Source organism: Janthinobacterium sp. GW456P (genome assembly GCF_002127655.1).
Classification (GTDB): domain Bacteria; phylum Pseudomonadota; class Gammaproteobacteria; order Burkholderiales; family Burkholderiaceae_D; genus Janthinobacterium.
On sequence record NZ_NEHB01000002.1, the window covers coordinates 128288 to 141403 of the forward strand.

The following is a 13116-nucleotide window of genomic DNA, read 5'->3' on the forward strand; positions in this document are numbered from 1 at the left end:
GCCTTAGGCAAGACGCGCGCATTCCGCCCGCCCTGCCCTCGGCAAGGTGTGGTCTTACCCGCGGCGATGTCCATACGCCGCACTTCCCTCCTCATCGTTCCACCGCCCGTCATCCCCGCCTGCTGCCCCCTTTCGGGGCGAATCGCCTTCGCCCTTGCACTCGCCTGTTCCTCCCCAGCCGGGAGAAACTGATGGTGGTATTTGACTTTGCGCTGCGCGTTGCCGCGGCATTGACCCTGGGCGCCATGATCGGCGCCGAACGCCAGCTGCGCCAGCGCATGGCGGGCCTGCGCACGAATGCGCTGGTGTCCGTCGGCGCCTCGCTGTTCGTGATGGTTTCCGTGCTCGAAGGCGATGCCTCTGGCCATATGCGCATCGCCGCGCAGGTGGTGTCGGGCATCGGTTTTCTCGGTGCCGGCGTCATCATGCGCGAGGGCATGACGGTGCGCGGCCTGAACACGGCCGCCACCCTGTGGTGCTCGGCCGCCATCGGCATCCTGTGTGGCCTGGGGTTTGCCCTGGAAGCGGCCATCGGCACGGCTTTTGTCCTGGTCGCTAACCTGGTGCTGCGCCACCTGGCGCAACGGATCAACGCGCACGGCAGCGAGGCGGGCATCGAGACGGAAAGCATCTACAGAGTCACCGCCGTGTGCGAGGCGGAGCAGGAAGTCCAGGTGCGCAAGCTGATGCTGCGCCTGATCAGCGGCATGCCGGCGCTGATGCTGCAATCCTTGCACAGCGAGGACGCGGCGCAGGCCGGGCGCATCGAAGTGCGCGCCGACCTGCTCACGCCCTTGTCCAGCCTGGGCTTGCTGGAGCAGATCGTCAGCCAGGTCAGCCTGGAAGGCAGCGTCTCGGCCGTGCGCTGGGCGCTGGTCAACAACGCGGAATTTGTCGCCGAACGGGGAGTGTGACGATGAAAAAATTCTTCCATTGGTTTGCCCGGCGTGGGCCGCTTGTCGCCACCTACCGCCTGACGGTCACCTGCCCTGCGGCGCAGGCCGACCACGTGGTGCGCCTGCTGCTGGCCGAACTGCGCGGCGCGGGCCTGGCGCCATCGCAGATGCTGCGCAGCTGGGACGCAGCCAGGCAAGTGGTGCAGCTGATCGCCACGGTGCTGTGCCAGGCCGTGCAGCGCGCCGTGCTGGTGCGCTTCGTCAACCGCGCGGGCGCCTGGCCGCAAGTGCGGCAGGTGCGCTGGGAAGGCGTGGCGCCGTCAGCTTGAGGCGGGCAGGCGCATGATAAACAGCGCGCCGCCTTGCGGGCGGTTGCGCGCTTCGATGCTGCCGCCGTACGCATGCACGATGGCTTGCGACAGGGCCAGGCCCAGGCCGAAGCCCGGCGCCTCGCCCGCGCGCGCCTGGGCGCCACGGTAAAAGCGCTCGAACAGATGCGGCAAGTCTTCCACGCCGATGCCGGGGCCCGCGTCCGCCACGCCGACCAATGCATGCGCACCCTCGCGCGCCACGTGCACGGTGATGACGCTGCCGGGCGGCGAAAACTTCACGGCGTTGTCGAGCAGATTGGCCAGCACCAGGTCGACGGGGCCGGCCGCCACGCGCGCGTGCACGGCCACGCTATCATCGAAGACGATGCGGATGCCGCGCTGTGCTGCCGGCTTTTCCAGGCGCTGCGCCGCCGCCCGCACAAGCGGATTGAGGGCGATGGTTTCCACGGCATTGCGCTCCTGGCCCACGTCCAGGCGTGTGAGCATCAGCAGTTCCTCCACCAGGGTCGTCAGGCGCTGCACTTCATCGAGGCAGGACGCCAGCGCGTCCACATACTCGGGTGCTTCGCGCGGGCGGCGCAGGGTGATTTCGATTTCCGTGCGCAGGCGCGACAGGGGCGAGCGCAGCTCATGAGAAGCGTCGGCAGTGAAGCGCCGCTGCGCATCGTAGCCGTGTTCCAGGCGGTCCAGCATGGCGTTCAGGGTATCGACCAGGCGGCCGATCTCGTCCTGCGTGCCGGGATGGGGCAGGCGTTGGTGCAGGCTGGCTTCGCCGATCGAATGCGCCTGGTCCACCACGTCGTCGATGGCGCCCAGCACGTGGCGCGTGAGCATTTCGCCGGCCAGGCCCACGGCCGCAAGCAAGGCCAGCGCCATGGCGCCAAACAGCACGGTGGCGGCGGCCAGCACGTGGTTGATGTCGTCGAGCGAGCCGGCCACCTGTACCGCCAGGCGCGCGCCGGACGAAGGCACGGGAATCGACACCATGCGCAACGGCTCCTCGCCGAACTTCGGCAGGGTCTCGAAGACGGTCTCGCCGGCCGCCAGGCGCGCCAGCAGGGCCGCTGGCGCCGGCAGCTGCGCCGCCTCCAGGTTGCGGCTGCGCGCCAGCACGCGGCCTTCGCCATCGATGATCTGCACCAGGCGGTCCAGCCGCGTCAACGACGGCGGCGCCTGGCCCGGCGCCACCTCGTGCACCTGCACGGGTTGGCGCGGCGCGGCCGGCAGCATGGCCATTTCCGTCTCGGCCAGCGCCAGCAGGGCCGCATCGAGCTGGCCATGCACGGCGCGCGACAGGCCCCAGTAACCGGCCAGCGCCGTGCAGGCGACGATGGCGAGGATGACGGCCAGGTGCACCAGCAGCAATCGCTTGCGAAAGCTAGCCACCGTGGTTTTCCGCCAGGCGGAAGCCGCGTCCGCGCACCGTGTGGATCAATGGCGGCAAGCCCGGCGCATCGACCTTGCCCCGCAGGTTGCGCACGTGGACGTCGATCAGGTTGTCGATGCCGATCAGGTCGGCCTGCCAGATCTGCTCGGCCAGGCGCGCGCGGCTGACTACTTCGCCCGCCTGGCGCAGCAGGATCAGCAGAATCGCGTATTCCTTGGGTGTCAGCACCAGCGGCGCGCCGGCCCGCGTCGCCTGGTGGCTGACGGGATCGAGCGTCAAATCGGCCAGCGCCAGCACCAGCGGACGGCTGATGTCGGAGCGGCGCAGCAAGGCGCGGATGCGCGCCAGCAGCTCCTCGAATTCGAATGGTTTGGTCAGGTAATCGTCGGCGCCCGTGTTCAGGCCCGCCACGCGGTCGGCCGTGGCATCGCGCGCCGTGAGCATCAGCACGGGCGTCTGGATGCCGCGCGCGCGCAAGTCGCGGCAAAAATCGATGCCCTGCTTGCCCGGCAACATCCAGTCCAGCACGATCGCGTCGTAATCGACGGCGTAGCTTTCATCCTCGCCCTCTTCCGCGCTGTGCGCCACATCGACGACAAAACCTTCTTCCTGCAAGCCACGGGCCAGCAGGCGCGCCGCCTTGCGGTCGTCTTCCACCAGGAGGATTCTCATGCCTGCCTTTCGCGTCGCGCCTTGTTTTCCATGCTGGCATTCTACCGCGCCGCGCCGCGCGCGCACGGAACCTGAAGAATGATTCAGGCGTTCTTGGGCGCTTCTTCAGGAGCACCTTGCTATGCTTTTCCGGCGCTGTAGTGAGCTGTTCTCATATCGCTGCCCGCGCTCCCTCCGATTGCCCGCCTGGGCACGGCATCCACGCATGCCCCATCACCATCAATAACAAGGAAACACGGGATGAACACGACCACCCGCAACGCCCTGGGCGCCAGCTGCGCCCTCGCTCTCGCCTGCTCAGCCCTGGCCGGCTGCGCCAAACCGACGGCGGCAGCCATGCCGCCCGTCCAATCGATGCATCTGGACGACGGCAGCATCGCTGTCGACAAGATGTCGCCGTTGCGCCAGCGCCTGCAGGTCGCCGCCGTGCAGGAACAGGAGATCGCCACGCAGACGGAGGCGCCGGGCAGCATCGAAGCGATGCCGGAAAAACTGGTGAAGATCACGCCGCCCCTGGCAGGGCGCATCACGCGCCTGCAGCGGGCGCTGGGCGACAGCGTGAAGGCGGGCGACCCGCTGTTCACGCTGGACTCGGCGGAACTCAGTGCCGCCTACGCGGACGACAGCAAGGCGAAGTCCGCCCTGCTGCAGGCGCGCCAGGAACTGGAGCGCCAGAAAACGCTATTCGAGGCGGAAATCGCCGCGCGCAAGGAATACGAGGCGGCCCAGGCGGCCTTTGCGCAGGCCGGCAGCGACGCCCAGGCCAGCGCCGACAAACTGGCCCAGTACGGTGCCGGGGGACGCGGTTCGCGCAGGGACTACGTGCTGCGCTCGCCCATCACGGGCACCGTGATCGCCATGGAAGGCGCCCAGGGCGGCTACTGGAACGATATCAACGCGCCCGTCATGACGGTGGCGGATCTGTCCACCGTGTGGCTGTCGGCCAGCGTGGCCGAAAGGGATTTGGCGCAGGTGACCGTGGGCCAGACGGCACGCATCACCGTCGACGCCTGGCCCGGCAAGGCTTTCGAGGGCAAGGTCGCCTATGTGGGCGCCGTGCTCGATCCCGAGACGCGCACGGTGAAAGTGCGCGTGGCCATCGACAACCGCGCCGGCACCTTCAAGCCGGGCATGTTTGCCCACGCGGGATTCGCCGGCGCCAGCCGCCGCGCCCTCCTCGTGCCCGCGGCGGCCGTGCTGCAAAGCGGGCCAACGACGCGCGTGATGGTCGAGCGCAGCCCGCTGGTATTCACGCCGCGCACGGTGGAAGTGGGCGCCAGCCACGGAGAACAGGTGGAAATCCTCGCCGGCCTGAAAGCGGGCGAACGCATCGTCGTCAAGGAAGGAGTGCTGCTCAATGATTGACCGTTTTATCGCCACCTGCTGCCAGCGGCGCGGTATCGTCTGGCTGGTGCTGCTGTTCGTCGCCGTCTACGGCGTCTACTGCTGGAAGCAGCTGCCCATCGAAGCCTATCCCGACATCGCCGACGTTACCTCGCAGATCGTCACGCAGGTGCCGGGCCTGGGCGCCGAGGAAATCGAGCAGCAGATCACCATTCCGCTCGAACGTGCCCTGCTCGGCACGCCCGGCATGCACGTGCTGCGCACGCGCAGCCTGTTCGCCCTGTCGCTGATCACCGTGGTGTTCGAGGATGGCAGCGACGGCTACTTCACGCGCGAGCGGCTGCAGGAGCGCCTGGCCAGCGTGAACCTGCCGTACGACGCCAAGCCGGGGCTCGATCCCTACACCTCGCCCACGGGCGAGATCTACCGCTACACCTTGGAATCGACAACACGCTCCCTGCGCGAACTGTCCGAGCTGCAGTTCTGGACCGTGATCCCGCGCCTGCAGCAGGTGCGCGGCGTGGCCGACGTCAGCAATTTTGGCGGCCTGACGACGCAGTTCATGCTGGAACTCGATCCCGCAAAACTGGACAGCTACGGCTTCTCGCTGGCGCAGGTGAAGGACGCCATCAACGCCAACAACATCAGCGGCGGCGGCAGCGTCATCGACCGCGGCCAGCAATCGTACGTGGTGCGCGGCGTGGGCCTGCTGCATTCGCTCGACGACATGGGCAATGTCGTCGTCAGCGGCAAGGACGGCGTACCCGTGCTGGTGAAGGACCTGGGCAAGCTCGCCTACGGCAACGTGGAGCGGCGCGGCATCCTGGGCAAGGACGACAACCCGGACACCATCGAAGGCATCACCCTGCTGCTGAAGGATTTCAATCCATCCGAAGCGCTGGCCGGCATCCATGCGGCCGTCGACGACCTGAATGCCAACGTACTGCCGAAGGACGTCAAGGTCGTGCCCTACCTGGACCGCAGCTCGCTGATCGACGCCACCCTGCACACGGTGGGATTTACCCTGGGCGAAGGCATGCTGCTCGTCGCCTTGGTGCTGCTGCTGTATCTGGGCAGCCCGCGCGCGGCCGCCCTCGTCGCGCTGACGATTCCGCTGGCCCTGCTGATCGCCTTCATCTTCATGCACCATTTTAAGATTCCCGCCAATTTGCTGTCCTTGGGGGCGATCGACTTCGGCATCCTCGTCGACGGTTCCGTGGTGGTGCTGGAAAACATGCTGCGCCGCCGAGAACGGGAGCAGGAACGGCCCCTCACGCTGCAGGATGCCATCGAGGCGACCTTGCAGGTGGCGCGCCCCATCATGTTCGGCATGGCCGTCATCATCGCCGCCTATCTGCCCCTGTTTGCCTTCCAGCGCATCGAGTACAAGCTGTTCTCGCCGATGGCGTATGCGGTGGGCGCTGCGCTCGTCGGTGCGCTGGTGGTGGCGCTGGTGCTGATTCCGGGCCTGGCCTGGCTGGCCCTGCGCAAGCCGCGCCGCACCTTCCATAACCGCGCGCTGGACAAGCTGGCGGGCGCGTATGGCCGCTTCCTCGAACGCATGGTGGGCAGGAAGCGCTGGGTGGCGATGGCGTGCGCGGGATCGCTCGCAGCGCTTGCCATCCTGGGCGGCAGCATCGGCCGCGACTTCCTGCCTTACCTCGATGAGGGTTCGCTGTGGCTGCAGGTGCAGATGCCGCCCGGGATCACGCTGGACAAGGCGTCGGAGATGGCCGGCGAACTGCGGCGCGCAGCGCTGGAATTCCCGGAAGTGTCGACCATCGTCACGCAGACGGGGCGCAACGACGACGGCACCGATTACTGGACGCCGTCGCACATCGAGGCCAGCGTGGGACTGCATCCGTATTCAAGCTGGAAGTCGGGCATGAGCAAGCAGCAGCTGATCGCGAAAATGCACGAGCGCTTCGCCCGCCTGCCCGGCATGACGGTGGCCTTCATGCAGCCGATTATCGACGGCGTGCAGGATAAATTGTCGGGCGCGCACAGCGACCTGACGGTAAAAATCTTCGGCAACGACCTTGATGAAGTGCGCCGCATCGCCGGCAAGGTGGCACATGTCCTGAAGACTGTGCCCGGCGCCTCCGACGTGGCGGTCGACGTGGAGCCGCCGCTGCCCAACCTGAAGGTGGAACTGGACCGCGCGAAGGCGGCCCGCTACGGCATCAATGCGGCCGACGTGGCCGACCTGATTGCCACCGGCATCGGCGGCGCACCCATCGGCCAGGTCTACGTGGGCGAAAAAAGCTACGACATCGCCGTGCGCTTCCCGCCCGCCACGCGTTCCAGCCCCGACGCCATCGCCAGCCTGAAACTCACGGCCGCCAACGGCGCCAGGATCCCGCTGGCGCAGGTGGCCAGCATCAGCACCACCTCGGGCGAAAGCGTGATCGTGCGCGAAATGGGGCGGCGCCACATCATCGTGCGCCTGAATGCCCGCGGACGCGACCTGGCCGGTTTCCTGGCCGAAGCGCGCCCGCTGGTGGCGCAAGCCGTGGCCGACGAGCACCAGCGCATCAACGTCGAATGGGGCGGCCAGTTCGAAAACCTGCAGCGCGCGCAAAGCCGCTTGGCCCTGATCCTGCCGATGACCCTGGGGGCCATGTTCCTGCTGCTGTTTGGGCAGTTCCGCAACCTGCGCCAGCCCGCGCTGGTCTTGCTGGCCGTGCCGCTGGCCATGCTGGGCGGCCTGGCCGCGCTGCACCTGCGCGGCATGACCCTGAATGTGTCGAGCGCCGTCGGTTTCATCGCCCTGTTCGGCGTGGCCGTGCTGAATGCCGTGCTGATGCTGGCACAGATCAACCGCTTGCGCGCCGACGAGGGAAAAAGCTTGCGCGACGCCGTGCTCGAAGGCGCGCGCGACCGCATGCGCCCCGTGCTGATGACGGCCACCGTGGCCGCCCTGGGGCTGACGCCGGCCATGCTGGCCACTAGCCTGGGCAGCGACGTGCAGCGCCCGCTGGCCACCGTGGTGGTGGGCGGCCTGGTGACGGCGACGGCACTGACCCTGCTGCTGTTGCCGGCCCTGTATTACCTGATCGAGGCGCACATACAACGACGCCGGATCGATACCGAAGGAGTGAACCATGACACGTTTTAATGTACTGCTGGCGGCCTGGCTGATCGCGCCATGCGCCATTGCCGCCCCCTTGAGCTTCGAGACCTATTTGTCAGCGGTGGAGAGCCACAGCCTGGAACTGCAGGCGCAGCAGGAAGACATCGTCTCGGCCAAGGCGGGCATCGGCATCGCCGGCCTGCGTCCCGATCCCGAATTCACGCTGGGCGCCACGCGCGAAACCGTGCGCAGCGTCGAGCACCGTCCCGTCACGTGGAACCCTGCCCTCAGCATGGCCATCGAGACGGGCGGCAAGCGCGCCGCGCGCTTGAAGGCGGCGCACAGCCATGTCGCGCTGGCCGAGGAAACGGTGGCCGGCTTCAAGAGCGAACTGTATGGCACGGCCGCCGCCGCGTTCACGGAAGCGTGCCGCACGCGCGAGGTCCTCGCGCGCAAGCAGCAGACCATGGCGGCCCTGTCGAAAATCGTCGAGGCGAACGCCGTGCGGCGCAAGGCGGGCGACGTGGGCGGTATCGAGCTGCTGCAGTCGCGCGTGGAACGCGACCAGTTCCAGGCCGAATTGGCGCAGGCGCGCAGCGAGGCGGACAGCGCCATGTTGAATTTGTCGCCCCCCTTGGGCCGCCAGTTCGACAGCCTGTTTCCGGACGCGCAGCTGGCCTGCGACTTCGCCACGCAGGAAAACAGGGATGCCGCGGTGCTGGTGCCGCAGGCGCTCGAGGCGCGCAGCGACGTGCGCATCGCCCGCGCCACCGTGGACAATCTGCGCGACGGCGCGGCGCTGGTGCGCGCCAACCGCTCGGTCGACCCGACCGTCACCGTGGGCCTGGCCGCCGCGCGCGGCTACCATGACGGCTTTGACGCCAGCGGCAATCCCGTCGACGGCGCGCCCCGTTCGCGCGCGCTATCCATCTCGCTGGCCATTCCCATCCCCCTGTCGCGGCGCGACAAGGGCGACATCGTGCAGGCCGAAGCGGGCGTGACGCAAGCGATGCTGGCCCTGCGCCAGGCGGAACTGCAGGCGGAAACGCAGGTGCGCACGGCACAGCGGCAGCTGCGTGCGGCGCAGGACAGGCTGGCACGCTACCGCGACGGCGTGCTGGTGGACGCGCAAAAGGTGGTCGACGGCATGCGCCTGTCCTACTTCAGTGGCAATGCCTCGCTGCTGGAATGGCTGGCGGCGCAGCGTTCGGCCGATGAGGCGTATCAGGGCTATGTGCAGGCGCGCGCCGATGCGGCCATCGCCAGCACGCAGCTGCAACTGGCGATCGGCCAGCGGCCGCGCTTGTAGCGGGGGAAGGGAAAACGAGTGGAGACCGGCGCGGCCATGCCGCGCCGGTCGTCAGAAACAGGGGAATTATTGCGGCTGGGTAGGAACGTCGGTAGCGTCATCGGCCGCATCTGCGTCACTCTCATCCGCTTCCGGCTCGGCCCCCTCTTCGCCATCGGCCGGCTTCGGATTGTTTTTCGCTTCCAGCTTGCGCCTGGCTTTTTCCTCGGCTTTCTTCTTCTTTTCCAGCTCTTTTTGCCGTTTTTCGTATTGGAAATTTGTCTTGGCCATTTACTACCTCTTTAGTTTTTAGATGTTACAGATAAGCATATAAGGCACATTATGACGTAGTTGAAGCAAACTCCAAATGTTTAGCCGCGCGGATGATGCTGCGCATGCAGCAGTTTCAGCCGTTCACGGGCCACATGCGTGTAAATCTGCGTCGTGGAAATATCGGAGTGACCCAGTAACAATTGCACAACGCGCAAGTCCGCACCATGGTTGAGCAAATGCGTGGCGAACGCGTGACGCAAGGTATGCGGCGACAGCGGCGCCGTGATGCCGGCGTTCAGCGCGTGTTTCTTGATGATGACCCAGAACATTTGCCGCGTCATGGCGCCGCCGCGCCGCGTGACGAACAGCGCATCGTTCATCTGCCCGTCGAGGATGACGCCGCGCGCCTCTTTCAGGTAGCGCTCGATCCACAGCCGCGCCTGCTCACCGAACGGCACCAGGCGCGTCTTGCTGCCCTTGCCCGTGATGCGCAGCACGCCATCGTTGAGGCTCAGCTCCACCGATTGCAAGTCGACCAGTTCGGACACGCGCAAGCCGCTCGCATACATGAGTTCGAGCATCGTGCGTTCGCGCAAGCCCAGCGGCGTGCTCACGTCGGGCGCCGCCAGCAGCGCTTCCACCTGCGCTTCGCTCAGGGTGTGCACGAAGCGCGCCGGCTGCTTGGCCGAGACCATCTTCAGGCACGGGTCGGCCGCGATATGCTTGTGCCGCAAGGCCAGCTGGTAAAAACGCTTGAGCACGGACAGCCGGCGGTTCGACGACGTCGCCTTGCTCTCGTCGTGGCGGGCGGCGAAATACGCCTCGATGTCGGCCGTGGAGACCTCGTACAGGCCCTCGCGCCCGGGCCGCGCCACTTCCAGCCAGCGCGCGAACAAACGCATGTCGCGCCGGTAGGCATCGAGCGAGTTTTTCGACAAGCCGTCTTCCAGCCACAGGCTGTCGCAGAATTCGTCGATCAGGGTAGCGTTGTCGGGCGCCAGCAGACTGTTCATCATCGGTAGGCCGCCACGCCTTCATGCGCCAGCAGCCAGCGCTTGACGCCCAGGTGGAATCCCGTCGCATCGTCATGGTGGGCAAAGCCGCCCAGGCCGCCGGCAGCCGTGACCCGGTGGCAAGGGATTACCACGGGAAACCAGTTGGCACCGCAGGCCTGGCCCACGGCGCGCGGCGCCGAACCGATCAGGCGCGCCACGTCGCCATAGGTGCGCACCTGGCCGCGCGGAATGCCGGCGATCGCTGCCCATACGCGTTGCTGGTAAGCGCTGCCCAAGCCCGCCAGCGGCAAGTCGAACGGCGCATCGGGGTCGCGGAAATAGGCCGCCAGTTGTTCGCACGCCCGCTCGGAAACGGCATCCTGCGCGTCTTTCTCGGCAAAGTGCGGCGGCAGGTAGACCAGTTCGCATACCTGGCCATCCTGCGCGCGCACGCCCATGGCGCCGAACGGCGCGGCCACGATGGCGCTGAACAGTTCACTGCCCTGTTGTTTTTTCATCTGCTGATCATTATTCAAGTGTGGCATATATACAACTTTCCGGCACCGGAAACCGCGTTACGGGAATTATGCACCGACTCCGGGCGTGCCGTCGGACGTTTCCCGCGCACGAAAAAAAAGCGCACCAGCCGGTGCGCTTCAAATATTGCTTCACGTTCCCGGTCGTTTGGGTCCGCCGGTCCCGGCTTGTGGCCGCACGCAGCGATAACTCAACAACTTCTGTGAAACGTGTGTCTCCTCAATAGATCCCCGGTATCAATACCGTTTTTATAGACCACTCCCCCACTAACCTTGTTGCCAATTCTGTCTTTCAGCCTTGCTACCGGGGCGCATATGGATATACGTGTTTCCCCTAAAGGCTGCCCATCATAGCGCATTTATTCGGCAGGATCGACTTTTTTTGCGCCATGACGGGGACAACTGTTTTAGTTGTAAATTAAATTTGGCAGCCACAGCGAGATTTGTGGTACGTAGGTGATCAAGCCCAGGAAGGCCAGCATCGTCAGCAGCCACGGCATCACGGCCACGGTCAGCTCCGAGATGCCCATCTTGGTGATGCCGGACGCCACGTACAGGTTCAAGCCCACGGGCGGATGGCACATGCCCACTTCCATGTTGACCACAATCAAAATGCCGAAGTGCACGGGATCGATGCCCAGCTTCATTGCGACGGGGAACAAAATCGGCGCCATGATCAGCACGATGGACGACGGCTCCATGACGTTACCAGCCAACAACAACAGCACGTTGACCACCAGCAGGAAGCTGATCACGCCCAGGCCCTTGCCCGTGATCCATTCGGCCATCGCTTGGGGGATGTTTTCGCTGGTCATCAGGAACGAGAACAGCACGGCATTGGTGATGATGTACAACAGCATCGCCGACATGGCGGCCGAATCGAGCAAGACCTTGCCCACCTGCTTGATCTTCAAGTCCTTGTAGACAAAGACGGCGATGAAGAACGCGTACACGGCTGCCATGGCGGCCGCTTCCGTCGGCGTGAAAGCGCCCGAATAGATGCCGCCCATGACGATGACGATCAGCAGCAGGCCCCAGGCGCTCTTCTTGAACGTCACGAAGCGCTCGCCCCAGCTGGCCTTCTGCATGCGCGGATAGTTGTGCTTGCGCGCCAGGAACCACGTGGTCAGGCCCAGCAGCATCGCCAGCATCATGCCCGGGATCACGCCCGCCATGAACAGCTTGCCCACCGAGGTGTTGGTGCTGACGGAATACATCACCATCACGATCGATGGCGGGATCAGAATGCCCAGCGCGCCCGAGGTGGTGATCACGCCGGCGCCGAAACCGCGCGGATAGCCCTGCTTGACCATGGCCGGCAGGATGATGGAGCCGATCGCCACCACGGTGGCGGGGCTGGAGCCGGAAACGGCGGCAAACAGCGCGCAGGCCATCACGCCGGCCAGCGCCAGGCCGCCATGCCAGTGGCCGACCATGGAGCTGGCGAAATTGATCATGCGCCGCGCCACCCCGCCATGCGTGAGGAAGTTGCCTGCCAAAATGAAGAACGGAATGGCCATGATTTCGAACTTCTCGATGCCCGTGAAAATCTTCAGGGCCACCGATTCGATGGGCACGCTGGTCATGGTAAACAGGAACGTCAATACCGTCAGGCCCAGCGAGATGGAGATCGGCATGCCGGTCAGCATCAGCGCCAGCAGCAATACAAAAATAATCAGCGCGTTCATGCCTTGGCTCCTTTTTCTTCCGCCGTCAGTTCATCTTCCAGGCCCTCGACATGCGAGTGGTCGTGTTTCGGCAAGGCGCCCGTTTTGATGAAATGCACCATTACCTGTAGGAAACGGAAGCACATCAGGTAGGAACCGAGCGGCACGGCCAGGTAGACCAGCCACATGGGGATTTCCATGTCGGCCGAAGTCTGGTCCGTGTGGCCAATCGACCACACAAAGCTGGCGCCCAGGGTGCCGACGATGCCCGTAAACAGGGCGCCGGCGGCCAGGCCGAAGACGATGAAACGATTGCGCCAGCGCGGGTTCATGCGGTTGATCAGGACGTCGACGCCCACGTGGATGCCCGTGCGCACGCCATACGCGGCGCCGAACTTGGCCATCCAGACGAACATGTAGATGCACAGTTCCTGGGCCCAGCTGGTATTGATTTGAATCAGGAAGTCTTGCAGGCCGGGGATGGGCAAGCCTGCCAGGTAGCGGTGCACGACCGCGACGAAAATGATGAAGGTGGCGGCGCCCATCAGGGACGCGATCAGCCACTCTTCCAGGTGATCCAGAAATTTCATGGTGGACTTTCAAAGAATGCGGGTACGCTGGCACCCGCGCAGGACGCGCAGGTGCCGTTGCTA

The 13116-nt window shown here is 65.6% G+C and carries 12 protein-coding genes; 5 read left to right on the plus strand and 7 right to left on the minus strand.

Annotation, left to right across the window (positions count from 1 at the left end):
• Positions 1 to 191 precede the first annotated feature (191 nt).
• Positions 192 to 914 carry an MgtC/SapB family protein gene (locus tag CBW66_RS02965; protein WP_086138500.1) on the plus strand — a complete coding sequence of 241 codons (723 nt, stop codon included), beginning with the start codon at positions 192 to 194 and terminating at the stop codon, positions 912 to 914.
• A 2-nt stretch (positions 915 to 916) separates the two neighbouring features.
• Positions 917 to 1225 (plus strand): hypothetical protein, encoded by a 309-nt coding sequence (locus CBW66_RS02970; protein WP_086138501.1) that lies wholly within the window; start codon positions 917 to 919, stop codon positions 1223 to 1225.
• On the opposite strand, the gene CBW66_RS02975 is transcribed toward CBW66_RS02970, so the two are convergent.
• Positions 1217 to 2614, minus strand: a complete 1398-nt coding sequence (locus CBW66_RS02975; protein ID WP_086138502.1) for an ATP-binding protein — start codon at positions 2612 to 2614, stop codon at positions 1217 to 1219. The genes CBW66_RS02970 and CBW66_RS02975 overlap by 9 nt on opposite strands.
• On the minus strand, positions 2607 to 3287 hold the full coding sequence (locus CBW66_RS02980) for a response regulator transcription factor (protein ID WP_070287908.1): 681 nt from the start codon (positions 3285 to 3287) through the stop codon (positions 2607 to 2609). Before CBW66_RS02980 ends, CBW66_RS02975 begins: the two co-directional genes overlap by 8 nt.
• A 240-nt stretch (positions 3288 to 3527) precedes the next feature.
• Between CBW66_RS02980 and CBW66_RS02985 the strand changes: the two genes are divergently transcribed.
• From CBW66_RS02985 to CBW66_RS02995, 3 genes are read left to right on the plus strand one after another with little or no spacing between them, the layout of a single operon-like run.
• Positions 3528 to 4652, plus strand: a complete 1125-nt coding sequence (locus CBW66_RS02985; RefSeq protein ID WP_086138503.1) for an efflux RND transporter periplasmic adaptor subunit — start codon at positions 3528 to 3530, stop codon at positions 4650 to 4652.
• Positions 4645 to 7749 (plus strand): efflux RND transporter permease subunit, encoded by a 3105-nt coding sequence (locus CBW66_RS02990; RefSeq protein WP_086138504.1) that lies wholly within the window; start codon positions 4645 to 4647, stop codon positions 7747 to 7749. Before CBW66_RS02985 ends, CBW66_RS02990 begins: the two co-directional genes overlap by 8 nt.
• On the plus strand, positions 7736 to 9013 hold the full coding sequence (locus CBW66_RS02995) for a TolC family protein (RefSeq protein ID WP_086138505.1): 1278 nt from the start codon (positions 7736 to 7738) through the stop codon (positions 9011 to 9013). The genes CBW66_RS02990 and CBW66_RS02995 overlap by 14 nt, the downstream gene beginning before the upstream one ends.
• A gap of 66 nt (positions 9014 to 9079) precedes the next feature.
• Here the strand turns inward: CBW66_RS02995 and CBW66_RS03000 are convergent, their stop codons facing one another.
• The 5 genes from CBW66_RS03000 to CBW66_RS03020 all read right to left on the minus strand — a co-directional run bounded on the left by CBW66_RS03000 (position 9080) and on the right by CBW66_RS03020 (position 13053).
• The gene (locus CBW66_RS03000; RefSeq protein ID WP_086138506.1) at positions 9080 to 9283 is read right to left on the minus strand and encodes a hypothetical protein; all 204 of its coding nucleotides are present in this window, start codon (positions 9281 to 9283) and stop codon (positions 9080 to 9082) included.
• A gap of 80 nt (positions 9284 to 9363) precedes the next feature.
• On the minus strand, positions 9364 to 10278 hold the full coding sequence (gene xerD / locus CBW66_RS03005; RefSeq protein ID WP_170933104.1) for a site-specific tyrosine recombinase XerD: 915 nt from the start codon (positions 10276 to 10278) through the stop codon (positions 9364 to 9366).
• Positions 10278 to 10778 (minus strand): methylated-DNA--[protein]-cysteine S-methyltransferase, encoded by a 501-nt coding sequence (locus CBW66_RS03010; RefSeq protein WP_086138507.1) that lies wholly within the window; start codon positions 10776 to 10778, stop codon positions 10278 to 10280. The genes xerD and CBW66_RS03010 overlap by 1 nt, the downstream gene beginning before the upstream one ends.
• A gap of 425 nt (positions 10779 to 11203) precedes the next feature.
• Complete coding sequence (locus tag CBW66_RS03015) at positions 11204 to 12484, minus strand: TRAP transporter large permease (protein ID WP_086138508.1); 1281 nt, start codon at positions 12482 to 12484, stop codon at positions 11204 to 11206.
• Entirely contained in the window at positions 12481 to 13053 is a 573-nt protein-coding gene (locus CBW66_RS03020; protein WP_086138509.1) for a TRAP transporter small permease, read from the minus strand. The genes CBW66_RS03015 and CBW66_RS03020 overlap by 4 nt, the downstream gene beginning before the upstream one ends.
• Between the last annotated feature and the right edge of the window lie 63 nt (positions 13054 to 13116).